Below are 25,564 nucleotides of genomic sequence, written 5' to 3'. Positions count from 1 at the left end.
TTTACGGAGCAAGTTTTTACCCGCGGAAGTGATCGGTCGGGCGTCCGCGTCCGTACCTCCTGGTGTCCGAGCCTGTCTTGCCCCAGGAGGCACGATGCGCATCACGCGCACCACGGCAGGGACCGCCCTCGTGGCCGGTGCCCTCGTCCTCACCCTCACCGCGCTCGCCTATCCGACCATGCTCGGGGTGCGGAACACGGCCAGTAATCAGGACCGTGTCATCACCAACACGGTGTACGGGCCGCTCACCGAGGCCGACCGGGACTTCGTGGTGAAGGTCCGTGCCGCCGGGTTGTGGGAACACCCCCTGGGGCTGATGGCGATGGAGCGGGGCTCGACACCGGAGATGGTGGAGGCCGGCGAGCACCTGGTCGTAGGGCATGCCCGGCTCGACGCGACCTGCCGCAAGATCGCGCCCGAGCTGGGCATCACCCTGCCCAACCTGGCCTCACCGCAGCAGCAGCAGTTCGTTTCGACCGTGGACGGGACCACGGGCAAGCAGTTCGACACCACCGCGGTCAACATCATGCGCATCACGCACGGCCAGATCTTCCCGGCCATCGCCAAGATCCGCGCCAACACCAAGAACAGCCTGGTGAGGCAGCTGGCCGATCAGGCCAACGACACCGTGCTGGACCACATCACCGTGCTGGAGAAGACCGGCCTGGTCAACTTCGACCAGGTCAACTTCCAGCAGTCGGCCCCACCGAGCCTGCCCAAGGCGCAGCTCACGCCGCCGGCGCCGCAGCCGGGTGAGCCGGTGCTCTCCCTCACCGCGCCGCCGGGGCTGGAGGTCAACACCTCGGCGCCGACGCCCAGTCCGACGGTCCGCTGACACGCAGCGCCGCCGACCGCGTCAACCGCGGCGGGGTTTGCCGCGCCTGCCGCTCTTGGTGCCGCCGCTCTTGCCGCCGCCCCTGCTACCGCCCTTGCCGCCGGTCCTGGTGGCGCCGCCTGCGTCGCGCCGGGCGCCGCCGGTCTGTTTTCCGGCCGGCGGTTTGCGCCGCGCGGGGGCCGTTTGCGTGCTCTCGCCCTTCGCCGGGGCCGGCTGTCGGCCCCGGGTGCTGTTGACGGTCCGGCCCCGGACGATTCCGATGAAGTCCTCCACCCGGTCCGTGTGCGCGTCCTCGGGCCAGGACAGCGCCACGCTCGACTCGGGGGCGTCCGTGACCGTCCGGTAGGTGAGGTCCTTGCGGTGGTGCAGCCGGGCCAGCGACAGGGGCACGAGCAGCACACCGATCCCGGCCGCCACCAGCTCGACGGCGTCCGCCGTGGTGGCCGGACGCTCCAGGGCGGGCCTGCCCGGCAGCCGCTCCCAGCGCAGGACGTCGTCCAGGGGGTGGAGCACGATCTCGTCGGCCAGGTCCTCCACGGCCACCTCGTCGGCCGCGGTGACGAGGTGGTCCTTGGGGATCACCACGACCGTGGTCTCGGTGTAGAGGGGGATCGCGCTGAGGACGGAGCGGTCGACGGGCAGCCGGACCAGCCCGGCGTCGGCGTCGCCGCCCAGCAGCACGCCGCCCGCCTCGGCGGGGGCGACCTGGGTCAGGGACAGCGGGACGTCGGGCAGTCGCTCGTTCCAGATGCGCGCCCATTTGTCGGGCGTCACCCCCGGGACGTACGCGAGCCGGAACGAGGGGGGTTCTTCCGAGCCTGTCACCCGGCCAGGTTACCGGGCGTGGTCGGGCCCGCGGTCACCCGGCGTGGTCGGGTCCGCGGTCACCCCGGCGTGGTCGGCGGTCGCGCAGACGATCGATACCCTTGACACCATGACGTCGCACCAGAACACCCAGACCATGAAGCCCGCGACCGCGGCGAAGAAGCTGGGTGTGTACCTCGAGGCCACACCCACCGAGTTCCGGGAGGGCGTCGTCACGCGCGCCGAGCTCAACGCGCTCCAGGCCGACCCGCCGGAGTGGCTGCGGGATCTGCGGCGCGACGGTCCGCACCCGCGGCCGGTGGTCGCGGCCAAGCTGGGTGTCTCCATCGCGGGTCTGCGCCGGGGCGGGGTCGCGGAACCGCTCACCACGGAGCAGATCGAGGCGCTGAAGCAGGAGCGCCCTCAGTGGCTGGAGCGGGAGCAGGCCGTCCAGGCCGACGTCCGCAAGGAGACGGCCCGCGTGAAGAAGCTGCACGCCGAGCGGGCCGAACAGGCGGAGCGCGACTGACCGCCCCGGCGGGCGCCATCGAGCGCCCGCGCTCCCCCCTCGGTCATTCCTCGGCCTTCTGCTCCGTCACACTCCACGCGTACTGCAGCCAGTCCGACACGGCCACGGCGCTCAGACCCGCGCACAGCAGCCGGGCGGCCCGGGGCGCGACGGCGTAGGTGCCGACGAGCCCGCCGGCCACCCAGGCGGAGGTGCAGAACGGGCAGGACACCAGGTCGCCGACGGCGCGGCGCAGGCCCGTACCGCGCGGCGCGTCCATCACCTCGTTGGCGTTGCTCTCGCGCTCACGTCGGGTGAACGGGGCCCGCAGAAAGCTGGTGACCTTGTCCTTGGTCAGCAGCCTGGACGCCTTGAACGTCGCCGCGCCCAGCAGCGCCACGTCCCAGGCCGGGACGGTTTCGGGCAGTCGCAGCCCACGGCGCCACGCGGTCACGGCGAACACCCCGGCACCCGCCGCGAAGGTCGTCGCGAGCGCCGCGTATCCCCCGAGAGGTGTGTTCCCCTCGTCGTCGTAACGGACGTCGGGGCGTCCGTCGGCGCGTTCGTCGTGTCGCTGCTCACCGTCCGTCATACATGCCTCCTGTGCGGGTGCCGCCTCTTCGGCCGGGACCGGGTGCCCGCTTCCGGCCGTCTGCAACGCGTGAGCGTGGGCCGCTCTCAGTGCGGCGCCGGTCCGCCGAAGAGGTCGGCGCAGTCCGCGGGCAGGTGGGCCAGGAGACGGTCGACGCGTTCGCCGGGCACCGCTTCGGTGAGGGTGGAGAGCACCGCGCCCGCGTCCCATTCCGCGGTGCGCGGCCGGGCGCCGGTCTGCTGCGCCACACGCCGCAGGAACTCCTCCCGGCCGAAGGACTCGGGACGCCCACGTTCCAGGCGCAGCGCGTCGTCCAAGGGCGCGGGCAGGGCGGCGGCCAGGCCTGCGGTCTCCTCCGGGTCGACACAGGACGCGATCACCCACAGGACGGCCGTACTGACCTGCTCGGCCTCCTCCTTGCTGTGGTACTCGCCGCGGTCGCGGACCAGGGTCAGGAATTCGTCGAGCCCCACGGCGTCGCCTCCGTCCACCGGTTCACGGTCCGGGCCGGGTGCCCACCGGCCGGGCCGGGAAACGGGCGCGGGCTCATCGGCGTGCGCGCTCGGCGTCGGCGAGGGCGCATGCCCGGGCCACCGCGTCGTCCGTGAACAGCGCGCGTCCGGCGGCGATCCGCTCCCGCCGGACCGGACCCGGGGCGGTGAGCCGCCGCAGTGCGCCGAGCAGCCCGGTCCCGTCCTCGGCGACGTCCGACACGCCCAGCGCGGCCATCCGCCGGACACCGTCCGCGCCGTGTCCGGGTATCGGGCGGTATCCCACGACCGGCAGTCCGGCGGCGAGCGCCTGTACGGCGGTCTGGCCGGCGGCGTTGTCGACCAGGGCGCGGGCGGCGTGCAGCAGGCCGGGCATGTCCGTCACCCAGCCCAGCGCGACCACGCCCGGTGTGCCGGACAGTGCACGGCGCAGCCGTTCGTTGTCGCCGCAGAGCACGACCGGCAGGAAGCCGTGGTCCGTCAGGAGCCGGACGGTGGCGTCCAGGTGCGAGCCCACTCCCCAGGCACCCGCGGACAGCACCACGGCGGGCCGCCCGGGACCGAGGTGGTCGAACAGCCCCCGCCACCCGGCCGCTCCAAGCGCGTCAGGCGCCTCGGCGAAGAATTCCGGAGCCACGACCGGACCGCACGTCCACGCGGGCATGCCGGTACTCTCCCGCACCTCGCGCGCCGCGCGCTCCGTGAGACACAGGTGGTGGTCGTTGCCGGGGTGGAGCCACTGCCGGTGGACGGCGAAGTCGATCACGAGGACGACGCTGGGCACCGGCAGCAGCCCCCGTGCGCGGAGATGGCCGGTCAGCTGGGCGCCGAGATGGAAGACGGGGACGACCACGTCCGCGCCCGTGCTCTCGGCCAGTTCGCGCAGCCGGCCCCCGGCGAGCCGGGCCAGGGGCGTGCCGCCGGGGCGGCGTCCGGCACCGGGGCGCAGGAACAGGCGGTACAGGGCGGCGTACGCCCAGGGGAAGTGGCGTACCGAGCCGCGGTAGAAGTGCCGCAGCACACTGCCCAGCCCGTACGGCAGCAGCGCGAGGACGTCGACGACCAGGGCGTCGTCACCACGTTCCCGGGCTCGGCGGACGAGTTCGGCGGCCACCGTGTCGTGCCCGGCGCCCATGCTCGCGCTGATCACCAGCAGACGTCTGCCCTCCCCGGGGGCGCACCTGGTCACGGGCCGGCGGGGCGTTGATGAGCTGCGAGGATGCACGGCGGTCCAAGTTGCCCTTCCGGAACGTTCCAAACCGCAGCACAAGCGGGCGTTTCGGGCGTTCTGCCAGGGATACTCCGTGACCGCCCGTCCGGTCGAACGCCGGAGCCCGACCGTCCGGTCGGTCTCTCCGGTGTCCGCCCCGAGCCAAGGTGGTCGCCATGGTCCACGCGTTCTCCCGCCCCCGGTCCGCCCCCGGACCGCAGCTCGTCGCGCCCGGCGCGGACCACGCCAGGACCCGGCGTGAGCGCGTCGGCGCCCGGGGCACGCGGACGCGCACGGCACTCGTCACGGGCGCGTCCTCGGGCATCGGCGCGGCTCTGGCCCGACGGCTGAGTGACGAGGGCGGCTGGCGGCTGGTGCTCAGCGGACGCGATCCGTCCCGGCTGCGCGAGGTCGCCGAGGACACCGCGGCCACCGCCTTCGCCGCGGACCTCGCCATGCCGGGCGCGGACCGGCAGCTCGCCGACTTCACGCTGGCCACGGTGGGTCCGGTGGACCTCCTGGTGGCAGGTGCCGGGGTCGGCTGGGCCGGGGAGTTCCTGGACATGCCCCCGCACACCATCGACGAGGTGCTCGACATCAACGTGCTGGCCACACTGCGGCTGGTGCGACTGGTGCTGCCGGGCATGGTGGCGGCGGGAACGGGGCGGGTGGTCCTCGTCGGATCGCTGGCGGGGAGTGTGGCGGTGCGCGACGAGGCCGTGTACTCGGCCGCCAAGGCCGCGGTCGGCGCCTTCGCGGACGCCCTGCGCTACGAGCTGCGGGGAACCGGCGTGGGGGTCACGCATGTGGTGCCCGGTGTCGTCGACACACCGTTCTTCGAGCGCCGTGGCACTCCCTACCTCCGGTCCAGGCCGCGTCCGGTGCCCGCCGAGCGCGTGGCCGACGCGGTACGGACCGCGGTGGTGCGGGGCCGGGACGAGGTCTACGTGCCCGGCTGGCTGCGGCTGCCGTGCCGGGTGCGGGGCGCGGCTCCGGGGCTGTACCGACGGCTGGCCGCGCGGTTCGGATGAGATCCGGATGAGCGGGAGCGCGCGGCGGTGAGTGTCCTCACCGTCGTCCTGGCCCTGTTCGCGGCGCTGTCCAACGCGGCGGCGTCGGTGCTGCAGCGCCGGGCCGCGGCGCAGGACGAGGAGCGGGCGGGCGCCGTCCACACGGTGGTGCGCTCGCTGCTGCGGCTGGTGCGCGACCCGTACTGGGTGGGCGGCGCGGCGCTGCTCGCCCTGACGACGGTGCTGCAAGGGGCCGCGCTGGCGGTGGGGAGCCTGGCCGTGGTCCAGCCTCTGATGGCCAGTGAGCTGCTGTTCACCCTGATGGTCGGGAGCGTGGTCTTCCACCGGCGACCCGACCTGCGGACCTGGCTGGCTTTCGTGGCCCTGGCCGTGGGGCTCGCGCTGTTCCTGGGCGCCGCCGCGCCGTCGGCCGGCCATGACACCGCGACTCCGGGCCGGTGGGGCTGGGCCGGACTGGCGCTGTTCGTCGTGGTGACGGTCCTCGCGTCGATCGGCAGCCTGCTCCGGGGCGCTCCCCGCGCCGCGCTGTTCGGGTCGGCGTCCGCGGTGGCGTTCGGCGGTACGGCGGGGCTGCTGAAGGAGGTCACCGGGCGGCTCCCGCAGGGGGTGGGCGCCGTCCTGACCCAGTGGCCGCCGTACGCCACGGCGGTGGTCGGGGTGATCAGCTTCCTGCTGCTGCAGAGCGCGTTGCGGGCGGGGACGCTCGCGGCGTCGCAGCCGGCGCTGACCCTCGGCGACGCGCTGACCAGCGTCGCCCTGGGCTGGGCACTGTTCGGCGAACAGATCGCCCTCGGGGTCAGGGTGCTGCCGGAGCTGGTCGGCGTGGCGCTGATCGGGCTCGGCAGTGTCGGACTGGCCCGCGCGCCGTCGGTCCACGGCGCGTGGGACACGGCACCGGCGGCGCGGGACGGGCCGGGGCCGGGCAGGCGGGGACAGGGACAGCGGGGGTCGTGACGAGCTGCGCGGAACCGCGGAGCGGAGCGGGAGACACACGGATGCGCGCAGGGTTCCATGCCGGACCGGCGGCGCGCGCCGTCGCGCCGGTCGTCGCCGCCGCCGCGCTGGCCCACATCGGTCCGGCCGCGACCTGGCTGCCGGAGCTGCGCCGACGCCGGTTCCCGGGCCTGGCCGGACAGGGCCGCCCCGACCACATCGCCCTCACCTTCGACGACGGCCCTGATCCGGCGTCCACACCACACTTCCTCGACGTACTGGACGCGCTCGGTGTACGCGCCACGTTCTTCGTCCTGGGCGAGAACGTCGTACGCCACCCGGAGGCGGCCCTCGAACCGGCCCGGCGGGGGCACGAACTCGCCGTCCACGGCTGGTCGCACGACCGCCCCTGGCTGCCGTCGCCGGCGCGGGACGCGCGCGAGCTGACGCGTGCCGTCCACGCGGTGGGCGAGGTCGCCGGGCGCGTCCCACGCTGGTACCGCCCGCCCTACGGCATCCTCACCTCCGGACGCTGGGCCGCCGCCCGCCGGGCCGGGGTGCGGCCGGTGCTGTGGACGGCGTGGGGCAAGGACTGGCGGCAGGACGCCACGTCCGCCTCGGTACGGGCGACCGTCGCGGCGGACCTGCGTGGGGGCGGCACGATCCTGCTCCACGACACCGACCACGTCTGCGCACCGGGGAGCTGGCGGGCCGCCCTCGGCGCCCTGCCCGACATCGTGCGCGACTGCCGCGAGGCGGGGTGGGCGGTGGGGCCGCTGGGCGAGCACGGGGTGATCGGGGCGGAGGGGTGGGGCAGTGGGGGGAGCGGGCACCGGCTCGGGCACGGTGAACGGGCACGAGCGCGGTGAACGGGCGGGCGGGGGTGGGGTGCGGTGCGGTGAGCGAGCCGGGTGAACGGGCGGCCGGCGCCGGTTGCGCCGCACGCGGGAGTGCGGGGGCGTCGGCAGCACGCTTCCGGGCGTGCCTGGGCGCCGGGCGGGACTGCCGAGCAGGCGCGGCCGCCAGTCGGGCGGGGCTTCGCGGGGCGACGCGCTCCGTGGGGCGTGCGGTCGGCGTGCGTCCCGGTGACGTCGGGGACGTCACCGTTTCGGTCACTGGCGCCGGGATAGCCATAGCGTCATGAAGGACGGCGACGATCAGCGCACGGCGGCTCCGGACCCGTCGTGTCCTCCTTGGGCCCTGCGCGAGTACGCGGTGCTCGCCGACGGCGAGCGGGGTGCGGTGCTGGATCCCCGGGGCCGGATCGTGTGGCTGTGCGCCCCGCGGTGGCACGACGACGCGGTGTTCTCGGCGCTCATCGGCGGGGCGGGGCACTTCAACGTGGAGCCGGCCGACCCCTGGCACGTCTGGGGCGGCTCCTACGAGGAGGGCACGCTGATCCGGACGAGCCGGTGGGTGACCTCCGAGTGCGTGATCGAGTGCCGTGAGGCGCTCGCCCTGCCGGCCCGCACCGACCGGCTCGTCCTGTTGCGCCGGATGCGCGTGGAGCGGGGCGAGGCACGGCTGTGCCTGGATCTGGACCCGAGGCCCGGCTTCGGGAACGGCCGGATGCGCGACCCCCGGCAGGAGCACGGGGTGTGGACGGCCGAGGCGGAAGGGCTGCGGATGCGGCTCGCCGGGGCGCCGGAGGCGGTCTGGCGGGCCGGCGGCGGGCTGTGCGGCGAGTTCCGGCTGCGCGAGGGCGAGAGCCACGACCTGGTGCTGGAATTGGCCGAGGGGCAGGAGACCGGGCCGCTCGACGCCGACGCGCTGTGGCGGTCCACGGAACGCGAGTGGCAGCGGGCCGTGCCGGACTGCTCGCGGCTGGCCGCGCCACGCGACGCCCGGCACGCGTACGCCGTGCTGCGCGGGCTGACCAGTGTCTCCGGCGGCATGGTGGCCGCCGCGACCACGTCGCTGCCGGAGCGGGCCAACAGCGGGCGCAACTACGACTACCGCTACGCGTGGCTGCGCGACCAGTGCTACGCCGGTCTCGCGGTCGCCGCGCACGGTCCGCACCCGCTGGTCGACGACGCCGTGCGCTTCGTCGCCGAGCGCGTGCTCGAGGACGGCGACAAGGTCCGCCCCGCCTACACGGTCGACGGGCTGCCCGTCGGCGGGGAACGCTCGCTGCGGCTTCCTGGCTATCCCGGCGGCACCGACCACGTCGGCAACGACGCGGGCGCCCAGTTCCAGCTGGACACCTTCGGCGAGGCGCTGCAACTCTTCGCCGCGGCCGCCGCGCACGACCGGCTGACCGAGGACGCGGAACGTGCCGCCGCCGTCGCGGTGGACGTCGTGGAGCGGCAGTGGCTGAAACCGGAAGCCGGGCTGTGGGAGCTGGAGAACCGGTGGTGGACCCACTCGCGGCTGAGTGTGGTGTGCGGTCTGCGGCGGATGGCGGAGGTGCTGCCCGGGGCGGCGGGGCAGCGCTGTGCCGCACTCGCCGACACCGTGCTGCGGGAGACCCGGCGCCGGTGCCTGGGCGCCCACGGTCGCTGGCGGCGGGCCGCCGACGACGACGGGCCCGAGGCCGCGCTGCTGGTACCGATGGCCCGCGGCTGCGCGTTCGGGGACGACGACGGTGCGGCCACCCGCGCGTACATCGAGTCCCGGCTGGCCGAGGACGGGTACCTGTACCGCTTCGAACACCCCGGGAAGCCGCTCGGTGACGCCGAGGGGGCCTTCCTGCTCTGCGGCTTCACGATGGCGCTCGCCACGCACCGGGTCGGCGACCGGACCGACGCGTTCCGCTGGTTCGAGCGCACCCGGGCGGCCTGCGGACCGCCCGGGCTGTTCGCCGAGGAGTTCGACGTGCGCCAGCGGCAGTTGCGCGGCAATCTCCCGCAGGCCTTCGTGCACGCGATGATGCTGGAGTGCGCCGTCCGCCTGGCCGGCGAGTCGGCGCTGCCCTGACCCTTCGGGAGCCCGCCCACCCTCCCACTCGTCCGGCCGATCCGTGCGGGGCGACCGCCCCGAGGAATCCGCGTCGGGCCGCTGCCCGGCCGGGCTCCGGCAGGCAGCCTGCCGAGCCGGTCACCGCCGGGCGGGACTCCGCGGGGGCCGCCGGACACATGCCTTCCGGCGAGCGGCCCGACCAGACGCGGATTCCTCGGGAAGGGGTCGGCCCCGGCTCAACGCCGGGCAGGCGACCCCCGCCCGTCTCGCCGGACGACCAGACGCACACCAGGCCGCGCCAGGCAACCACCACATCGGGCCGCGCCAGGCAACCACCGCGCCAGGCAGCCCGCCCCGGCCCGTCCCCGCCGGGTCGCCACCCGCCGGCCCCGGCCATGTCGCCGCCCCGGTCCGGTGCCGACCACGTCGTCGCCCCGACCCGATGCCCGTCAGGCAGCCGCCTCGACCCGGACCCGGCCACCTCGCCGCCCCGACCCGATGCCCGTCAGACAGCCGCCCCGACCCGATGCCCGTCAGACAGCCGCCCCGACCCGGACCCGGCCACCTCGCCGCCCCGACCCGATGCCCGTCAGACAGCCGCCCCGACCCGGACCCGGCCAAGCAGCCAACCGAGCCCAGACAGGTCCGACCATCCAGCCATCCCGGCCGAACCCGTCGCCGCCTCCACCCTGCCCCGGGTGGGCCCCGGCAGCCGACCGCCGACCCGCCTCCGACCCACCTCCACGGCCGCCCCAGCCACGCCCCTGTCAGGCAGCCGTCCCGGCCGGGCTCGTCAGGCAGCCGCCCCAGCCAGGCCCCGGTGGATCGGCGCCGCCCCGCCCGTCAGTGGCACGCCCGTTCCGCCGCGCCGGGACGCGACGATCTCCGCCGCGATGGACAGTGCGGTCTCCTCCGGCGTCCGGGCGCCGAGGTCCAGGCCGATCGGTGAGCGGAGCCGGGACAGCTCGCGCTCGGTCAGGCCCGCCTCGCGCAGCCGCCGGTCGCGGTCCTCGTGGGTGCGGCGCGAGCCCATCGCGCCGACGAACGCGACCGGCATCCGCAGGGCCTCCGTCAGCAGCGGTACGTCGAACCTGGCGTCGTGGGTGAGTACGCACAGCACCGTGCGCCCGTCGGTCGGCGTGCTCCGCAGGTAGCGGTGCGGCCAGTCGACCACGACCTCGTCGGCCTCGGGGAAGCGGGCCGGCGTGGCGAAGACGGGCCGGGCGTCGCACACGGTCACGTGATGGCCGAGGAACTTGCCGGCCCGCACCAGTGCCGCCGCGAAGTCGACCGCACCGAAGACGATCATGCGGGGCGGCGGCACGCTCGACTCGACGAGCAGCGTGAGCCCGCCGGGGCAGTGCGAACCGTCCTCCGAGAGGCCGACCGTGCCGGTGCGGCCGGCGTCCAGCAGGGCCCCGGCCTCGGCCACCGCCGTGCGGTCCAGGTCCGAGTGGCCGCCGAGACCGCCCTCGTGCGAGCCGTCGGGATGTACGAGCAGGGCCCGGCCAAGGAGTCCCGACGGGCCCTGGACGACCCGGGCGAGGGCCGCGGTACCGCCCTCGGCGGCGGTCGACAGCACCGCCCGGAACACCTCTCGCGAGGGCGAGTGCGCACCGACCGGCGTGACCATTACGTCGATCACCCCGCCGCAGGTCAGCCCGACCGCGAAGGCGTCCTCGTCGCTGTAGCCGAACCGTTCGCGCACCGTCTCGCCGCTGCGGAGGGCGTCGGAGCACAGCTCGTACACCGCGCCCTCCACACAGCCGCCGGAGACCGAGCCGATCACCGTGCCCTCGCTGTCGACGGCGAGGGCGGCGCCGGGCCCGCGCGGCGCGCTGCCGCCGACGGAGACGACGGTGGCGACGGCGAACTCCCGGCCCTCGGCGAGCCAGCGGCTCAGCTCGTCGGCGATGTCAAGCACCCGTCCCGCCCCCGACCGCGGGCACCGTGGCCGACAGCACGCGATCGGGCCGGATCGGCAGGCTCCGATGGCGTACGCCGGTCGCGTGCCAGACGGCGTTGGCGACGGCCGCCGCGGCGCCCACGATGCCGATCTCGCCGACGCCCTTGATGCCGACCGGGTCGTCCGGGTCGGGGTCGTCCACCCAGTCCGCCTCGATGTCCGGGACGTCGGCGTGCGTGGCGACGTGGTAGCCGGCGAGGTCGGGGCCGTAGAGGCCGCCGCTCGCCCGGTCCCGGACCGCCTCCTCGTGCAGGGCCATGGAGATGCCCCAGACCATGCCGCCGACGAGCTGGTTGCGGGCGGTGAGCGGGTTGACGATCCGGCCCGCCGCGAAGATGCCGAGCATGCGGCGCACCCGCACCTCGCCGGTGGCGGTGTCCACGGCGGCCTCGGCGAACTGCGCCCCGAAGGAGTGCCGTTCCTTCTGCGCGAGGGCGGCGAGGGCCTCGGTGCTGTCGGACCGTACGGTGATGCCCTCGGGCGGGATGCTCGTGCCCAGCGCGAGCCGCTCCCGCAGTTCGCCGGCCGCGATGGTGATCGCCCAGGCCCAGGAGCGGGTGCCCATCGAGCCGCCCGCGATCATCGCCGGTCCGAAGTCGCTGTCCCCGATGCGGACCCGCACCCGCTCGGGCGTGACCTCCAGCGCGTCGGCGGCGACCAGGGTCAGCGCGGTGCGGGCGCCGGTGCCGATGTCGGCGGCGGAGATCCGCACGGTGAAGGTGCCGTCCGCCTCCGCGGTCACGAGGGCCGTGGAGGGGGCGGCGCCCGCTCCGAAGGAGGCGGCTGCCGTGCCGGTGCCCAGCAGCCAGCGCCCGTCGCGGCGCACCCCGGGGCGCGGGTCGCGCTCGGCCCAGCCGAAGCGGCGGGCTCCCTCGTCGAAGCAGGCGGCCAGGTTGCGGCTGCTGAACGGCAGCCCGGAGACCGGGCCGGCCTCCGGCTCGTTGCGCAGGCGCAGGTCGATCGGGTCGACGCCGCAGCGTTCGGCGAGTTCGTCGAGCGCCGACTCGATCGCGAAGGACCCCGGCGCCTCACCCGGCGCCCGCATGAACGTCGGGGACGGCACGTCGAGCCGTACGACGTGGTTGGCCGTGCGGTGGGCGTCGGCGTCGTACATCACCCTGGCGACACCGGCGCCGGGCTCGACGAACTCGTAGACGGTCGACGTCTGGTTCAGCGAGCGGTGCTCCAGGGCGCGCAGCCGGCCGTCGGCGCCGGCGCCGAGCCGCACGCGCTGGGTGGTAGGGCTGCGGTAACCGGCCAGCGAGAACATCTGGCGCCGCGTCATGACCACCCGGACCGGCCGTTGCAGAAGGGTCGCGGCCATCACCGCGGACACCTGGTGGGCGCGCACGCCCTTGCTGCCGAAGCCGCCGCCGACGTGTTCGGAGCGCACCCGCACCGACGACTCGTCGAGGGAGAACATCTTCGCGAGTTCGCCCTGGATCCAGGTGGTGCCCTGGTTGGAGTCGACGACCTCCAGCCGGCCGCCGTCCCACAGGGCGGTGGCCGCGTGCGGCTCCATCATGCTGTGGTGCTCTTCGGGGGTGGTGTACTCCTCGTCCACGACGACGGCGGACGCCGCGAGGCCCGCGGTCAGGTCCCCCTTCTCGGTCTCCGCGGGCATGTGTCCGTCGGCCGGGTAGGCGTCGGGGCGGTCGGCGGAGAGCGTGACGTCGTGCGGTTCCGCGTCGTACGTGACGACGAGGGCCTCTGCGGCCTCCCTCGCCTGCTCGGGCGTCCCGGCGACGACGAGGGCGACCGGCCATCCCGCGTGCGGCACCCGGTCGTTCTGGAAGACGGCGGCGGTCGGGTCCGGCAGGATGCCCAGCATGCCGACGTAGTCGGTGTCGACGCGCGGGGCGTTGCCGTGGTGGAGGACGGCGAGCACGCCTGGCATGCCGAGGACGGCGTCGGTGTCGATCTCGCGGATGCGGCCGCGGGCGACGGTGGACAGCACCAGCCAGCCGTGCGCGAGGTCGGCGAAGGGGATCTCGCCTGCGTAGCGGGCCGCTCCGGTGACCTTGTCGCGGCCCTCCACGCGCGTGTGCGCGGTGCCGACGGCGCCCTTCACCGTCGTACGACCGGTCGTGGCGGTGGTCATCGGGCGGCCTCCTCGGCGAGTTCGGTCAGGACGGCCACCACGAGGTTGCGCATGAGGGTCACCTTGTATCCGTTGTCGGGCAGCGGCCTGGCGGCCGCGAGTTCGGCGTCCGCGGCGGCGGCGAAGGTCTCCCCGTCGGCCGGCCGGCCGATCAGCACGTCCTCGGCCGCGCGGGCCCGCCAGGGCCGGGAGGCGACCGCGCCGAAGGCCAGCCGTGCGTCGCGCACGGCGCCGTCCTCGACGTCGAGCGCGGCGGCGACCGAGCCGATCGCGAAGGCGTACGAGGCACGCTCGCGTACCTTGCGGTAGCGGGAACGGGCGGCGACCGGGGCGGGCGGCAGGGTGATGCCGGTGATCAGCGCGCCGGGCGGGAGGGCGGTCTCCCGGTCCGGGGTGTCGCCGACGGGGAGGTAGAAGTCGGTGAGCGGCGACTCGCCCGGACCGTCGGCGGTTTCGTAGGCGACGACGGCGTCGAAGGCCGTCAGGGCGACGCCCATGTCCGAGGGGTGCACGGCCACGCAGTGGTCGGAGGCGCCCAAAATGGCGTGGTTGTGGTGCTCGCCCGTGATCGCGGGACAACCGCTGCCCGGGGCACGCTTGTTGCACGGCTTGCTCACGTCGGTGAAGTAGCCGCACCGGGTGCGCTGGAGCAGGTTGCCGCCGACGGTGGCCATGTTGCGCAGCTGCCCGGAGGCGCCGGCCAGCACCGCCTGGGTCAGCGCCGGGTAGGAGCGGCGCACTTCGGGGTGGGCGGCGAGGTCGCTGTTGGTGACGGTCGCGCCGATGCGCAGACCGCCGTCGGCGGTCGGCTCGACGCCGTCCAGGGGGAGTCCGCGGACGTCGACGAGCCGGGCGGGGCGTTCGACGCCGGTCTTCATCAGGTCGACGAGGTTGGTGCCGCCGCCGAGGAAGCGGGCGTCGGGGTCGGCGGCGAGCAGCGCCACCGCACTGGGGACGTCGTCAGCACGCTCGTATCCGAACTCCCTCATGCCGCCGCCTCCTTCGTGGCCCCGCCCTGGTTCGCGTCGTCCTCGGGGGCCGCCGCTTCGTCGGCCCCGGCCGCGCGGGCGACCGCCTGGACGATGGAGACGTAGGCGCCGCACCGGCACAGGTTCCCGCTCATCCGTTCGCGGATCTCGTCCGGTGTCAGGGGTGGCGGTCCGGCCTCGGGCCGTACGTCCTCGGTGGCTGCGCTGGGCCAGCCGGCCGCGTGTTCCTCGATGACGGCGACGGCCGAGCAGATCTGGCCGGGCGTGCAGTACCCGCACTGGTAGCCGTCGAGGCCGAGGAAGGCCTGCTGTACCGGATGCAGCCGGTCGCCCTCGGCCATGCCCTCGATGGTGGTGATCTCGCGCCCCTCGGCGGCGACGGCGAGGTTGAGGCAGGAGACGGCGCGGCGCCCGTCGACCAGGACGGTGCAGGCGCCGCACTGCCCTTGGTCGCAGCCCTTCTTGGTACCGGTGAGGTCGAGGCGCTCGCGCAGGGCGTCGAGGAGGGTGGTGCGGTGGTCGACGGTCAGCTGGTGCTTCTCGCCGTTGATGTTCAGGACGACGGCGCTGGACGTCGACGAGGGCGCTGGGGCCATGGTCAGCCTTCTTTGTTGTCTGGTGACAGTCGATGTCTGGTGACAGTTGATGTCTGGTGACAGTTGATGTCTGGTGACAGTTGATGTCTGATGACAGTTGGTGTCGGTGACAGTGAAAACGGGCTGTAGGCAGTGGGTTCATCCGCGGTGGGGGCCGCCGGCCGTGTTCGCCGCTAGAGTGGGCCGCAACCGGACAACTGTCCACTCACTGAAAACGTAACGGACAGCTGTCCGCTTAGCAAGAACGGGATTCGGCCACGAACCCGGAAGGAGGACGAGTGCCGCAGCCGAAGAGGGACAGGCCGGACACTCCCCTGCGTTCGGACGCCCAGCGCAACCGCGAGCGGATCCTGAAAGTGGCCACGGAGGAACTGACGCGCTGCGCGGACGCCCCGTTGAGCGGCATCGCCAAGAAGGCGGGCGTCGGCCAGGGCACCTTCTACCGCAACTTCCCGCACCGCGAAGCGCTCGTCCTGGAGGTCTACCGCTACGAGATGCAGCAGGTGGCGGATGCCGCGCCCGAGTTGCTGGCCACGCGGGAGCCCGAGCGGGCGCTGCGTGAATGGATGGACCGCCTCGCCCGGTTCGCGATGACCAAGGCCGGTCTGGCGGACGCGATCCGGCTGGTCACCAGCGCGCCCGGCGGACCGGAGAAACCGCGCCCCACCCCCGTCATGGACGCGGCCCAGCTCCTGCTCCGCGCCAACGAGGAGGCCGGCACCATCCGGCCCGGGGTCTCCGCGGACGACTTCTTCCTCGTCATCGGCGGTCTCTGGCTGATCGATCCCGGCGAGGACTGGCAGCCGCGGGCCACTCGGTTCCTGGACTTCGTCATGGACGCGCTGCGGGCGGGAGCGCCAGGCCGGTGACCGCGCCCCGGAAGCGGTAGCGGCGTTCGGGGCGGCCCGCCACCCCGTAGCGCAGGGAGACCTCCGCGCTGCCGACGGTGTGGAAGTACTCCAGGTAGCGGCGGGCGCTGACCCGGGAGACGCCGGTCAGGGCCGCGCACTCGCTGGCGGACAGGGTGCCGTCGGCCTCACGCAGAGTGCGCTCGACCAGCTCGGCGGTCTCCACGCTCATGCCCTTGGGCAGCGCCGGGACCGGCGCGGCCGGTGACGCTCCCGCCAGTACGCGGTCGACGTCGGCCTGGCTGCGCACCACCGTGCCGAGCAGCCGGCCCCGCTGGACGGCGTAGCGCTCCAGCCGGACCCGCAGGTCGTCGAACTCGAACGGTTTGAGCAGGTAGTCGACCACCCCGTGCCGGACGGCGCCACGCACCGCGTCGGCCTCCCGGGCCGCGCTGATGACCATGACGTCGCAGTCGTGCCCGGCGGCGCGCAGCCGGGGGATGACGTCGAGGCCGAAGACGTCCGGCAGGTACAGGTCGAGCAGGACGAGGTCGGGGCGCAGTTCCCCGACGGCGGCGAGCGCCTGCTCCCCGGTACCGGCGACCCCGACGACCCGGAAGGGCTCGACGCGTTCCACGAAGGCGCGGTGGACCCGGGCCACCATGAAGTCGTCGTCGACCACGAGCACGCCGATCGCGGCGCCGACGGCACGGGCCGCCGGGCCGGCCGCCCCCGTCGTGGCGGCCGTTGCGGCCGTGGCGGCCGTGGCGGCCGTGGCGGCCGTGGCGCTCGTACCCGTCATGGTGCTGCTCCTTCCGCCACCGCGTCGGTGAGGTGGCTGACGGTCATGCGTGCGGTGAACATGGCCCCCTCGGGGGTGTTGGTCACCGAGATCTCACCGCCGTGACGCTCGCAGACCAGCCTGGTCAGCGCCAGGCCGATGCCGCGCTCGCCCTGCCGGGCGGCCTTGGTGGTGAAGCCGTGGGAGAAGACCTCGCGGGCCAGTTCCGGCGCCACGCCGGGTCCGGAGTCGCGGACCACGATCTCGACGCTGGAGGCGTCCTGGCGCAGCTCGACCTCCACCCAGGCGTCGTGGTCGTCATCGGGCGCCGCGGCGGCGTCCAGGGCGTTGTCGACGAGGTTGCCGACCACGGTCGCCACGTCCGCGGCGTCCTCCGGGGCGAGCCGGTCGAGCGCCGTGCGGTCGGACACCCGTAGGGCGACCCTGCGCTCGGCCGCCAGAGAGGACTTCGCCGTCAGCAGCGCGGCGACGGCGGTGTCGCGGACCCGGCGGCTGAGGGTGACGTCCAGGGACTGGCGGCGCTGGTTGAGCGCGCGGATGTAGCGCACCACCTCGTCCTGCTCGCCGATCTGGATGAGCCCGGAGATGGTGTGCAGTTGGTTGGCGAACTCGTGGGCCTGGGCGCGCAGCAGCTCGGAGGTGCTGCGGAAGGAACCGATCTCCCGTTCCAGGCGGGCCAGTTCGGTGCGGTCGCGCAGGGTGGTGACCGAGCCGAGCGGGCGGCCGTCCTTGGTGACGGTCATGCGGTTCATCACCAGGACCCGGCCGTGGCGGACCACTACCTCGTCGCGTGGCTCGGCCTCGTCCGCCGCGGCCCCGGCCAGGACGTCGCGCAGCCGTCCGTCGATGCCGAGGCCGTCCAGGCTCTGGCCCACGCAGTCGGCGGGCAGGTCGAGCAGGCGCCGGCCCATCTCGTTGACCAGGGTGAGCCGGTGCTGCGGATCGAGGGCGACCACGCCCTCGGCGATGCCGTACAGCATGGCCTCCCGGTGCTCGGCGAGCCCGGCGATCTCGTGCGGCTCCAGGCCGAGGGTCTGCCGTTTGACGCGCCGGGCGAGGAGCCAGGAGCCGGCCACGCCGAGGCCGCTGGCGATGCCGAGGTAGGCCAGGAGGTAGGACGAAGCGCCGTTGAGGCGCTGCCACACCGTCGGGTCGGCCTCGCCGACCATCACCGTGCCGAGGTGCCGGCCGAGGGTCTTGCGGTTGGCGCCGAGCACCGGGACCTGGGCGACGAGCTCACGGCTGCCCTGCACCGTCAGCGGGCCCGACCAGCCGCGTCCCTCGGCGGCGCCCTCGCCGCGCGGCAGCCGGCCGCCGATCAGCGTGGGGTCGGTGGAACTGACGACACGGCCGTCGGCGTCGGCCACCGTGACCGAGGTGACGCCGGACTGGGTCTGTGTGGAGTTCACCAGCGGGGCGAGGGCCTCCCGCGGCACGGGGCGCAGGAGCTGGCTGCGCACCAGGGGCGTGGCGGCGAGCTGCTCGGCCAGGGCGGCGACCCGGCGGCCCTCCACGCGGTTGAAGGTGGCCTTGGACTGGGCGAGCGAGACGGCGGCGACCGCGAGCAGGACCACCACGACGATGGCGAGCTGGAGGACCAGCATCTCGCCCGCGAGGGTCTGACGGCGGAAGGTGGGGGCCACGGCTGACTCGATCTCGGCTGACGGGGGCGGGCGGGGTGCCGGCTCGCCATCATGGCGCCCACCTGCGGCGAAGGAAAGAGATGTGCTGTCTTCGCAATGAACAGGGGATGTGTCGGCGACGAACCGGTGATCCACCGGGCGGCCCGGCGGCGACCGCAAAGACCACAACCTCCCTTGGTTCCGCAAGGAAGACAGGCCGCCGGTCCACAGGCACCATGTGGCCCACGTCACCCTCCCCCACAGGGGGCTCGCCCCTTACCGCTCTACCCAACCGACAGGTGGTGTCATACGTGCGCCTGCGCACCCCCCTTGCCCTCCTCGGGGCCGCCGTGCTCGTGCTCGCGGGACCGCCGTTGCTCTCCACGGGCAGCGACGCCGAGACCGGCACGCAGATCCCCGGCCTGCGCTTCATGGTTCCCAACACGCCGGGCGGCGGCTACGACATCACCGCCCGCACGGCCGCGAAGAACGCCGAGGACGCCGGGCTCACGCACAACATCGAGGTGTTCAACCTGCCCGGCGCGGGCGGCACCGTGGGCCTGAGCCGGCTGGTGAGCGAACACGGCAACGGCAAGCTCGCCATGTCCATGGGCCTCGGCGTGGTGGGCGCCGCCCGTTCCAACCACGCGCCCAAGACCCTCGCCGACACCACGCCGATCGCGCGGCTCACCGAGGAGCAGGACGTGGTCGTGGTCGGCAAGGACTCGCCGTACAAGACGATCGACGAACTGATCACCGCCTGGAAGAAGGACCCGGGCAGGATCCCCGTCGGCGGCGGTTCGTCGCCGGGCGGGCCCGACCATCTCGCGCCGATGCTGATGGCGCAGGCCGCCGGGATCTCCCCCAAGTCGGTCAACTACATCCCCTTCGACGGCGGCGGCGAGCTGCTCGCCTCGATCCTCGGCAACAAGGTCGGTTTCGGGGTCTCCGGCGTCGGCGAGTACCTGGACCAGATCAAGGCCGGTGAGCTGCGGGTGCTCGCGGTGACCGGCCCCGAGCGGGTCGACGACCTGAAGGACGCGCCGACGCTGAAGGAGTCCGGCTACGACGTGGACTTCACCAACTGGCGCGGCATCGTCGCCCCGCCCGGCCTGTCGGAGGCGGAGCGGAACAAGCTGACCCGTCTGGTCGAGGAGCTGCACGACTCGCCGGAATGGAAGAAATCCCTGGACCAGAACGGCTGGGACGACGCCTTCCTCACCGGTGACGAGTTCGGCGCGTTCCTGGACGCCCAGGACAAGCGTGTGGTGTCGGTACTGAAGGAGCTGGGACTGTGACGACGCGGACCGACTCTTCCCCGGACCCGGACCGGACCCCAGCCTCTGCGTCTGCCTCTGCCCCACCCCCCGCCCCGGCGGCCGAGCGGCGCTCGTGGCTGCGCGACCACTCCGAACTGGGCGTGTGCGTCCTGCTGCTGGCGCTCGGTGTGCTCGTCCTGACCGACGCGCTCACCATGGACGTCGACATCACCCAGCGCGGGCCGGTGGGCCCCAAGACCGTCCCGATCGTGGTCGGCGTCGGGCTGCTGGTGATCGCCGCACTGCTCGCCGTCGACGTCCTGCGCGGCGGCCGGGGCGAGGCGGAGGGCGGCGAGGACATCGACCTGTCCGAACCGGCCGACTGGCGCACGGTGCTGCTGCTCTCCGGGATCTTCCTCGGCGCGGCCGTACTCATCGAGCCGGCCGGCTTCCCGGTCGCCGGGGCGCTGCTCTTCTGGGGTGCCGCCTTCGCCCTCGGCAGCCGCCGCGTGGACCGCGATCCGCTGATCGCCGCGGTGCTGTCCCTGATCACCTACGTCGTCTTCGACAAGCTGCTCGGAGTGCCACTGCCCGGCGGTCCGCTGATGGGAGTGCTCTGACATGAACGCCCTGAACTCCCTCATGGACGGCTTCGGTACGGCCCTCACGCCGCTCAACCTGCTGTGGGCCGCCCTCGGTGTGCTGCTCGGCACGGCCATCGGCGTCCTGCCCGGCATCGGCCCGGCGATGGCGGTGGCCCTGCTGCTGCCGGTGACCTACGGACTCGACCCCGTCGCCGCGTTCATCATGTTCGCCGGCATCTACTACGGCGCGATGTTCGGTGGTTCGACCACCTCGATCCTGCTCAACACCCCCGGCGAGAGCGCCGCCGTGGTCGCGGCCATGGAGGGCAACCCCATGGCCAAGGCGGGGCGCGGCGCCCAGGCGCTGGCAGCCGCCGCCATCGGTCACTTCGCGGGCGGCATGATCGGCACGATCCTGCTGGTGGCGCTGGCGCCGACGGTCGCGGATCTGGCGGTGGACATCGGCGCGCCGGACTACTTCGCCATCATGGTGCTGGCGTTCATCGCCGTGACGTCGGTACTCGGTTCGTCCCGCATCAGAGGTCTGGCCTCCCTGCTGATCGGCCTGACGATCGGCCTGGTGGGCCTGGACCAGATGACGGGACAGCAGCGGCTCACCTTCGGTTCGCTGCAACTCGCGGACGGCGTCGACGTGGTGATCGTCGCGGTCGGCCTGTTCGCGATCGGCGAGGCGCTGTGGGTGGCGGCCCACCTGCGGCGCGGGGCGGCCGAGCCGATACCGGTGGGCCTTCCCTGGCTCGGCCGTGGCGATGTGAAGCGGACCTGGAAGTCCTGGCTGCGCGGCCCGTTCATCGGCTTCCCGTTCGGCGCCATCCCGGCGGGCGGCGCGGAGATCCCCACGTTCCTGTCGTACGTCACGGAGAAGCGCCTGTCCAAGAACAAGGACGAATGGGGCAAGGGCGCCATCGAGGGCGTGGCCGGCCCGGAGTCGGCGGCGTCGGCCTCGGCGGCGGGCACGCTGGTGTCCATGCTGACCCTGGGCCTGCCGACGACGGCGGTCGCGGCGGTCATGCTGGCCGCCTTCCAGCAGTACGGCATCCAGCCCGGCCCGCTGCTCTTCGAACGCGAACCCGAGCTGGTGTGGGGCCTGATCGCCTCCCTCTTCGTCGGCATGGTGCTGCTGCTCGCGCTCAACCTGCCGCTGGCACCGGTGTGGGCCAAGCTGCTGCGCATCCCGCGGCCCTACCTCTACGCGGGGATCATGTTCTTCGCGGCGGTCGGCGCGTACGCGGTCGGCGGCGAGGTCGTCGACCTGGTGACCCTGCTGATCATCGGCCTCGTCGGCTTCGGCATGCGGCGCTACGGCCTGCCGATCCTGCCGGCCGTCATCGGCGTCATCCTCGGCCCGAACGCCGAGCAGCAGTTGCGCCGCGCCCTGCAGATCAGCGACGGCAGTGTGACGGGCCTGGTCAACACGCCGTTCGCGGTGACGGTGTACGCGGTGATCGTGCTGCTGCTGGCGTGGCCGCTGCTGAAGCGGCTGGTGATCCGGGGACGGACACGGGCCGACGCCTGATCCTCAGCCCAGGAAGCTCAGCCGGACCTGGCGGTCGGGGTTGTCCTTGTTGGTGTCCGCCAACCTCCGTTAAGGCAACCCCAGCCTAAACGCACGCCTGCCCAGCCGTGGTGATCACCTCGCGAGGTAACCACCACGGCTGAAGCATCCGCTCGGCATGCGGTGGCGAGCCGTTCCCAGCCCCACCCCGTGAGCGTCACGCCTTCCTTGCCTACCCGGATCACGAGTCGTAGCGTTGGGTCACCACCATCGCCGTCCCTGCGAGTACTGCTCCCACTTGCGACTCAGCCCACTCGGCAAGCAGCAGCGGCTTCTCGTCCACGGACTTCAGCAAATGGGCGATCTCCTCGGCGGTCGGCGCGACCGGAAGGGCACAGCCGACCACGTCGTGGCCTGTCGCGCTTGTGTGGTGTCCGGGCTCCTCCTCGGGATCGTCCGGCACCCAACGGCCGACCTCGATCTCCCACAAAGCCTCGTCGTCGCCTGGTTCCGGCGCTTCGATCGTGAGGTAGAAGCCGTCGGAGTCGTACGGCTCCACGAAGAGGCGACAGCTGGGGTCGTCGAGTGAAGCCCACACGTCGCCGCCCTGGGAGTGCGCGGTGACCAGCACCCGGAGGACGGCGACCGCCTTCTCCCGTTCCTTCGGTGTGCATCCCGACTCACGTCGGTCGAGCTGCTCGCGCGTCTCGTCGCTCAGCGTGTCCAGCCCATCGTCGTACTTCACGAAGGGGTGCCCGAACTCCCAGCAGCGCTCGGTCTCTGGCTCCTCCTCCGAGGAAGTTCCCGAGAAGTCCGCGAGTCCTGTCTGCAACCCATGCTTCTCTGCCTCCAGTTCGGATCGGACCGCCCTACTGACTGAGCGTGCTCCACCTCTGCAAGGAGCGTGCCGAGGAGCACCGCAACACCGAAGGCTGGCACTACTCACACGAACTCGGCTCCAAGGGACCGGCGTTGGTGCGCGTCGGTGAATACCTCGCGCACCGAGCGGACACCGAACGGTCAGCGCAGACCGAGCGGGCTCGCGTCGCCCTGACCCGCTCGACGCACAACACCCCTGCCGTATCAGCCCCTTCGCCCCAGGTCCCGCCGGCATCGCAACCGTCGGCTCCCGGTCGCTCGCGGTGATCCCTAGCACGCAGTCACGGCAGCGCCAAACTGCCCGATCACCAGATCCTCATGGAACACCGCGCTCCTTCAAGCTCTACGCCCCGTCGGCTCCCGCCGTGCGGCGGGACGTTCGCAACGGAGAACTCCATGCACCACGAAACCCCGCCCCCTACCGCCACATCCAATCCGCGTCGCCTTCAAGCCGCCCTCTGCTCCGCGCTCGGGCAGCGCGGCCTGGAGGGCACCGTCGAGTACGGCCTCAGCGACTACATCGTCCACGCCGAGCTTCCCGACGGCAGTTCGCTGATCATCTCGCCCCCGCAGGAGCCACCCTCCGAGCACCCCGAGACCCCGGAAAGCTGGATGGTCACCCGCCACCGGTCCGCCGAGCCCGCCGTCTACGAGGTGATCTACGACTCCGAGCCGGACGGTCCGCATGCGCGTCACGGCGGCAGCGTGCCGGATCTCCTCTTCGCTGTCGACGCCCGCCTGGACCAGCTTGGCGTACCGACACGCCAGGAGCAGGAACGTTCCGGCGAGGCGCGCGCCGCCACCGTGCTCCCGCCCGACTCCGCTCCATCCCGGGCGAGGGTCGCTCTCGCCTCTTCGCCGTCGGTCGGCCAGCGCGTGCTCCCGACCGGTCCGCCGCCGGAGTCTTCCGCGCGGACCGCGCCGCCACCGGCCAGTTCCTCATCAGCTCCCCGTCTCTGACCGACCGCGATCCAGGAGTCCTCCATGCACCGCACCCTCAGAACTGATCCGCCCGTCGCCCGCACCTGCAACCGCACCCGCCTCGGATGGATCTGCCATGCCCAGCCACTACGACGTGCTGCCGGACCTGGCCTTCGGCCACCACCCCGTCCACGGCATCGTCGCCGCGAACCCGAAGAACCTCGCGGCCAGCACCTGGATGCTCAGGGGATTCGACTTCCATCCCGTCCCCGACCAGCCGACGTTGTACGCGCTGGCCGACCAGAACCGTGACGGACACGGCCGTACGAGCCGGGCCATCGAGCTGCTGCGCAAGGCCGGCTACCAGGTCGATGTGGACGTCGCACTTGACCCTGCACCGGCGCCCGACACGGCACAGGTACGCGACCGCGGCCCGCTCGGTGAACCAGACGTCGCCTTCGCCGATCACCCGCAGCTCGGCATCGTCGCAGCCTTCGACGACCGTGTCTCCGGCCTCAGCGGGCTGGCGCTGGTGGAGGACGGCTGGCGGCACAACTCGAGCCTGGACATCTACACGCTCCCCGCGGCCACCGATCGCGTCGAGGCGCTGGGGAAAGTCGCCGCCGCCACGGTGGCCCTGCACCGTTCGGGGCTCCAGGTCGCAGTGCAGCCCCGCCTCGCTCAAGAGGTGACGGCTCGGCCCCGCCCTGCTGCCACGCCGACCGCCGGCCGTGAGCGCGGTCGTGGTCCCGCCCGCGCGTCTCCGTTGAGCGCCGCCGCGCTCGCCGCCAGCCCGGCCCGTGCCGGTATCCCGGGCAGGGCGCCGGTCCCCGCCGCCGCCGTCTCCACACCGGCGGTCCGGCCGGTTGACCCCCGCGTCGCGTACTCCCGCGACCGCTGATCCAACTCCTCAAGGAGGTCCTTCCATGGCCGTGAAGACGATCTGGCCTATCGACCACACCTGCGGTCACCATGCCGACCGCGACTTGTCCGACCGACCGGCTGACCGCCGCGCCGGCTTCGCCGAGTGGCTCGCCAGGCAGGAGTGCACGGACTGCTGGCGCGCCTCGAACGAGGGCGACGAGCAGGAAAAGGCCGCCTGGCTCAAGGCGAAGCGCGCCGAGGAGCAGACGGCTTCCGAAGCCTGGTCCGAGCAGTACCGGATGCCTCCCCTGGAGGGGACCGAGCGGGCCGTTCCCTGGGGCGTGCGCTGTCGTCACCAGATCCTGACCAACGCCTACACCGCGCTGGTCGCCGAAGGCACGACCAGCGAAGCGGAGTGGGCGGAGATCGAGGAGAACGCTCGTACGGTGACCCGTGCCGGGTGGTGGATAGACCAGAGGTCGTCCGAGCCGGAGGACCTCGCCGAACTGCTCATGGCCGCAACTGGGGCCGACCGGCCGACAGAGAATCCCTTCTTCTGAACGACCGGGTGCCCTGCTTCGGCGGGGCGCCCGGCTGACCGCCGCCGTGCGGCCTCTACCAGCGCTTCTCGGCCGGACCAAACCTCGGATTTGCCGGACGCTCTGCCCACTGGCCCACTTCCGACGGGTCCTTCGCTCCCTCTGCCCCGGAGACTTCCGTGCCTACCTCGATCACCATCACGTCCGAGTTCAGCGGCAGCGTCGTTGCCAAGGGCGCTACTGATGACCTCTCCGCGCAGCTCCTCCGTCACGCCGGTTTCAAGCAGATCGACGACTGGCACGGCCGACGCCATCGCCTGCCCACCACCACTCCGCTCGCCGACCAGGTCGCCATCGCCAGCCATGCGGCCGAGATGCTTCGAGCCGCTCGCTATGACGTCACCCTTCCGCCGTCCCTCGACACGGCCCGGATGAGCCCTCCGGTGCATGCGCTGGGGCCCTACGCCGCCGGAGCTGAACTCCTCAGCATCACGGACCAGATCCGTGCGGCCGAAGACGGAGCCAGCCTTCAGCGGGCAGTCGACCACCTCCTTCACCCCGAGCACGGTGCGCTGGAGCGTGTCCGGGAGGCGCTGGAAGCAGCGGGAGAACAGGTCAACGACCTGGACGACGACGCGTATGCGCTCGCCGACCGGTTCGGCTTCGCCTCGGAGTTCGTCAGCTCGGCCCAGTCCGAACTCGTCGACTCCGAGGCCGAGCTACGCCGCGTCGGCGACGCTTCGACGAGCTACTCCCCAGCACGGACCGTCCGTGAT

The 25,564-nt window shown here is 73.2% G+C and carries 24 protein-coding genes; 13 read left to right on the top strand and 11 right to left on the bottom strand.

Translation table 11 applies throughout. The features are described from left to right. The first annotated feature begins 94 nt into the window (after positions 1 to 94). Positions 95 to 835 (top strand): DUF4142 domain-containing protein, encoded by a 741-nt coding sequence (locus tag ACFW48_RS04880; RefSeq protein WP_386310504.1) that lies wholly within the window; start codon positions 95 to 97, stop codon positions 833 to 835. Positions 836 to 856: 21 nt separating this feature from the next. On the opposite strand, the gene ACFW48_RS04875 is transcribed toward ACFW48_RS04880, so the two are convergent. Continuing rightward, positions 857 to 1,660 carry a LysR substrate-binding domain-containing protein gene (locus ACFW48_RS04875; RefSeq protein WP_386310503.1) on the bottom strand — a complete coding sequence of 268 codons (804 nt, stop codon included), beginning with the start codon at positions 1,658 to 1,660 and terminating at the stop codon, positions 857 to 859. A 109-nt stretch (positions 1,661 to 1,769) separates the two neighbouring features. Between ACFW48_RS04875 and ACFW48_RS04870 the strand changes: the two genes are divergently transcribed. Then, positions 1,770 to 2,168 (top strand): DUF5997 family protein, encoded by a 399-nt coding sequence (locus ACFW48_RS04870; RefSeq protein ID WP_386310501.1) that lies wholly within the window; start codon positions 1,770 to 1,772, stop codon positions 2,166 to 2,168. Positions 2,169 to 2,211: 43 nt separating this feature from the next. Here the strand turns inward: ACFW48_RS04870 and ACFW48_RS04865 are convergent, their stop codons facing one another. From ACFW48_RS04865 to ACFW48_RS04855, 3 genes are all read right to left on the bottom strand, one after another. After that, entirely contained in the window at positions 2,212 to 2,739 is a 528-nt protein-coding gene (locus tag ACFW48_RS04865) for a DUF1360 domain-containing protein (RefSeq protein WP_386310500.1), read from the bottom strand. A gap of 86 nt (positions 2,740 to 2,825) precedes the next feature. Continuing rightward, positions 2,826 to 3,212, bottom strand: a complete 387-nt coding sequence (locus ACFW48_RS04860; RefSeq protein WP_386311107.1) for a DUF2267 domain-containing protein — start codon at positions 3,210 to 3,212, stop codon at positions 2,826 to 2,828. Positions 3,213 to 3,285: 73 nt separating this feature from the next. Further along, complete coding sequence (locus ACFW48_RS04855; protein ID WP_386311105.1) at positions 3,286 to 4,365, bottom strand: galactosyldiacylglycerol synthase; 1,080 nt, start codon at positions 4,363 to 4,365, stop codon at positions 3,286 to 3,288. A gap of 251 nt (positions 4,366 to 4,616) precedes the next feature. On the opposite strand from ACFW48_RS04855, the gene ACFW48_RS04850 reads away from it, so the two are divergent. The 4 genes from ACFW48_RS04850 (at position 4,617) to ACFW48_RS04835 (ending at position 9,320) form a co-directional block, all read left to right on the top strand. Next, entirely contained in the window at positions 4,617 to 5,471 is an 855-nt protein-coding gene (locus ACFW48_RS04850) for an SDR family NAD(P)-dependent oxidoreductase (protein WP_386310498.1), read from the top strand. 27 nt (positions 5,472 to 5,498) lie between these two features. After that, on the top strand, positions 5,499 to 6,425 hold the full coding sequence (locus ACFW48_RS04845; RefSeq protein ID WP_386310497.1) for a DMT family transporter: 927 nt from the start codon (positions 5,499 to 5,501) through the stop codon (positions 6,423 to 6,425). A 41-nt stretch (positions 6,426 to 6,466) separates the two neighbouring features. Continuing rightward, entirely contained in the window at positions 6,467 to 7,273 is an 807-nt protein-coding gene (locus tag ACFW48_RS04840; RefSeq protein WP_386310495.1) for a polysaccharide deacetylase family protein, read from the top strand. Positions 7,274 to 7,544: 271 nt separating this feature from the next. Continuing rightward, positions 7,545 to 9,320, top strand: a complete 1,776-nt coding sequence (locus ACFW48_RS04835) for a glycoside hydrolase family 15 protein (RefSeq protein ID WP_386310494.1) — start codon at positions 7,545 to 7,547, stop codon at positions 9,318 to 9,320. Between the two features lie 775 nt (positions 9,321 to 10,095). On the opposite strand, the gene ACFW48_RS04830 is transcribed toward ACFW48_RS04835, so the two are convergent. From ACFW48_RS04830 to ACFW48_RS04815, 4 genes are read right to left on the bottom strand one after another with little or no spacing between them, the layout of a single operon-like run. Further along, positions 10,096 to 11,226, bottom strand: coding sequence for an XdhC family protein (locus ACFW48_RS04830; protein WP_386310493.1), 1,131 nt, complete (start codon positions 11,224 to 11,226; stop codon positions 10,096 to 10,098). Further along, on the bottom strand, positions 11,219 to 13,369 hold the full coding sequence (locus ACFW48_RS04825; RefSeq protein ID WP_386310491.1) for a xanthine dehydrogenase family protein molybdopterin-binding subunit: 2,151 nt from the start codon (positions 13,367 to 13,369) through the stop codon (positions 11,219 to 11,221). Before ACFW48_RS04825 ends, ACFW48_RS04830 begins: the two co-directional genes overlap by 8 nt. Beyond that, complete coding sequence (locus ACFW48_RS04820) at positions 13,366 to 14,358, bottom strand: FAD binding domain-containing protein (RefSeq protein ID WP_386310490.1); 993 nt, start codon at positions 14,356 to 14,358, stop codon at positions 13,366 to 13,368. The genes ACFW48_RS04825 and ACFW48_RS04820 overlap by 4 nt, the downstream gene beginning before the upstream one ends. Next, a complete protein-coding gene (locus tag ACFW48_RS04815; protein ID WP_386310489.1) occupies positions 14,355 to 14,954 on the bottom strand; it encodes a 2Fe-2S iron-sulfur cluster-binding protein in 600 nt (199 codons plus the stop codon). Before ACFW48_RS04815 ends, ACFW48_RS04820 begins: the two co-directional genes overlap by 4 nt. Positions 14,955 to 15,232: 278 nt before the next feature. Between ACFW48_RS04815 and ACFW48_RS04810 the strand changes: the two genes are divergently transcribed. Then, positions 15,233 to 15,823, top strand: a complete 591-nt coding sequence (locus ACFW48_RS04810; RefSeq protein WP_386310487.1) for a TetR/AcrR family transcriptional regulator — start codon at positions 15,233 to 15,235, stop codon at positions 15,821 to 15,823. Here ACFW48_RS04810 and ACFW48_RS04805 read toward each other — a convergent pair. Both ACFW48_RS04805 and ACFW48_RS04800 read right to left on the bottom strand, forming a co-directional pair. After that, the gene (locus ACFW48_RS04805; protein WP_386310486.1) at positions 15,786 to 16,604 is read right to left on the bottom strand and encodes a response regulator; all 819 of its coding nucleotides are present in this window, start codon (positions 16,602 to 16,604) and stop codon (positions 15,786 to 15,788) included. The genes ACFW48_RS04810 and ACFW48_RS04805 overlap by 38 nt on opposite strands. After that, positions 16,601 to 18,247, bottom strand: coding sequence for an ATP-binding protein (locus ACFW48_RS04800; protein WP_386310484.1), 1,647 nt, complete (start codon positions 18,245 to 18,247; stop codon positions 16,601 to 16,603). Before ACFW48_RS04800 ends, ACFW48_RS04805 begins: the two co-directional genes overlap by 4 nt. Before the next feature lie 290 nt (positions 18,248 to 18,537). Here ACFW48_RS04800 and ACFW48_RS04795 point away from each other — a divergent pair, with 290 nt between their 5' ends. The 3 genes from ACFW48_RS04795 to ACFW48_RS04785 are packed head-to-tail and all read left to right on the top strand — an operon-like array spanning position 18,538 to position 21,606. Beyond that, positions 18,538 to 19,524: a Bug family tripartite tricarboxylate transporter substrate binding protein gene (locus ACFW48_RS04795; RefSeq protein ID WP_386310483.1), complete on the top strand. Its 987-nt coding sequence runs from the start codon at positions 18,538 to 18,540 to the stop codon at positions 19,522 to 19,524. Further along, complete coding sequence (locus ACFW48_RS04790; protein ID WP_386310482.1) at positions 19,521 to 20,105, top strand: tripartite tricarboxylate transporter TctB family protein; 585 nt, start codon at positions 19,521 to 19,523, stop codon at positions 20,103 to 20,105. The genes ACFW48_RS04795 and ACFW48_RS04790 overlap by 4 nt, the downstream gene beginning before the upstream one ends. A gap of 1 nt (position 20,106) precedes the next feature. Further along, positions 20,107 to 21,606, top strand: coding sequence for a tripartite tricarboxylate transporter permease (locus tag ACFW48_RS04785; protein WP_386310480.1), 1,500 nt, complete (start codon positions 20,107 to 20,109; stop codon positions 21,604 to 21,606). 220 nt (positions 21,607 to 21,826) lie between these two features. On the opposite strand, the gene ACFW48_RS04780 is transcribed toward ACFW48_RS04785, so the two are convergent. Then, complete coding sequence (locus tag ACFW48_RS04780; RefSeq protein ID WP_386310479.1) at positions 21,827 to 22,417, bottom strand: hypothetical protein; 591 nt, start codon at positions 22,415 to 22,417, stop codon at positions 21,827 to 21,829. Between the two features lie 443 nt (positions 22,418 to 22,860). Here ACFW48_RS04780 and ACFW48_RS04775 point away from each other — a divergent pair, with 443 nt between their 5' ends. From ACFW48_RS04775 to ACFW48_RS04765, 3 genes are all read left to right on the top strand, one after another. Further along, positions 22,861 to 23,424 (top strand): hypothetical protein, encoded by a 564-nt coding sequence (locus ACFW48_RS04775; protein WP_386310478.1) that lies wholly within the window; start codon positions 22,861 to 22,863, stop codon positions 23,422 to 23,424. 97 nt (positions 23,425 to 23,521) lie between these two features. Further along, positions 23,522 to 24,286 (top strand): hypothetical protein, encoded by a 765-nt coding sequence (locus ACFW48_RS04770; RefSeq protein ID WP_386310476.1) that lies wholly within the window; start codon positions 23,522 to 23,524, stop codon positions 24,284 to 24,286. A gap of 25 nt (positions 24,287 to 24,311) precedes the next feature. Continuing rightward, positions 24,312 to 24,809, top strand: a complete 498-nt coding sequence (locus tag ACFW48_RS04765; RefSeq protein WP_386310475.1) for a hypothetical protein — start codon at positions 24,312 to 24,314, stop codon at positions 24,807 to 24,809. Positions 24,810 to 25,564: the final 755 nt, after the last annotated feature.

It is taken from the genome of Streptomyces sp. NPDC058812, assembly GCF_042744565.1.
GTDB lineage: Bacteria > Actinomycetota > Actinomycetes > Streptomycetales > Streptomycetaceae > Streptomyces > Streptomyces thinghirensis.
This window is presented reverse-complemented; position numbering and strand designations above follow the sequence as displayed.

What these genes read in the sequence shown, in the direction of transcription:
- ACFW48_RS04805 (WP_386310486.1), bottom strand. Translation starts at nt 16,604, where the DNA reads ATGACGGGTACGAGCGCCACGGCCGCCACGGCCGCCACGGCCGCCACG.
- ACFW48_RS04840 (WP_386310495.1), top strand. Translation starts at nt 6,467, where the DNA reads ATGCGCGCAGGGTTCCATGCCGGACCGGCGGCGCGCGCCGTCGCGCCG.
- ACFW48_RS04870 (WP_386310501.1), top strand. Translation starts at nt 1,770, where the DNA reads ATGACGTCGCACCAGAACACCCAGACCATGAAGCCCGCGACCGCGGCG.
- ACFW48_RS04775 (WP_386310478.1), top strand. Translation starts at nt 22,861, where the DNA reads ATGCACCACGAAACCCCGCCCCCTACCGCCACATCCAATCCGCGTCGC.
- ACFW48_RS04825 (WP_386310491.1), bottom strand. Translation starts at nt 13,369, where the DNA reads ATGACCACCGCCACGACCGGTCGTACGACGGTGAAGGGCGCCGTCGGC.
- ACFW48_RS04820 (WP_386310490.1), bottom strand. Translation starts at nt 14,358, where the DNA reads ATGAGGGAGTTCGGATACGAGCGTGCTGACGACGTCCCCAGTGCGGTG.
- ACFW48_RS04880 (WP_386310504.1), top strand. Translation starts at nt 95, where the DNA reads ATGCGCATCACGCGCACCACGGCAGGGACCGCCCTCGTGGCCGGTGCC.
- ACFW48_RS04835 (WP_386310494.1), top strand. Translation starts at nt 7,545, where the DNA reads ATGAAGGACGGCGACGATCAGCGCACGGCGGCTCCGGACCCGTCGTGT.
- ACFW48_RS04765 (WP_386310475.1), top strand. Translation starts at nt 24,312, where the DNA reads ATGGCCGTGAAGACGATCTGGCCTATCGACCACACCTGCGGTCACCAT.
- ACFW48_RS04815 (WP_386310489.1), bottom strand. Translation starts at nt 14,954, where the DNA reads ATGGCCCCAGCGCCCTCGTCGACGTCCAGCGCCGTCGTCCTGAACATC.
- ACFW48_RS04770 (WP_386310476.1), top strand. Translation starts at nt 23,522, where the DNA reads ATGCCCAGCCACTACGACGTGCTGCCGGACCTGGCCTTCGGCCACCAC.
- ACFW48_RS04785 (WP_386310480.1), top strand. Translation starts at nt 20,107, where the DNA reads ATGAACGCCCTGAACTCCCTCATGGACGGCTTCGGTACGGCCCTCACG.
- ACFW48_RS04855 (WP_386311105.1), bottom strand. Translation starts at nt 4,365, where the DNA reads ATGGGCGCCGGGCACGACACGGTGGCCGCCGAACTCGTCCGCCGAGCC.
- ACFW48_RS04865 (WP_386310500.1), bottom strand. Translation starts at nt 2,739, where the DNA reads ATGACGGACGGTGAGCAGCGACACGACGAACGCGCCGACGGACGCCCC.
- ACFW48_RS04850 (WP_386310498.1), top strand. Translation starts at nt 4,617, where the DNA reads ATGGTCCACGCGTTCTCCCGCCCCCGGTCCGCCCCCGGACCGCAGCTC.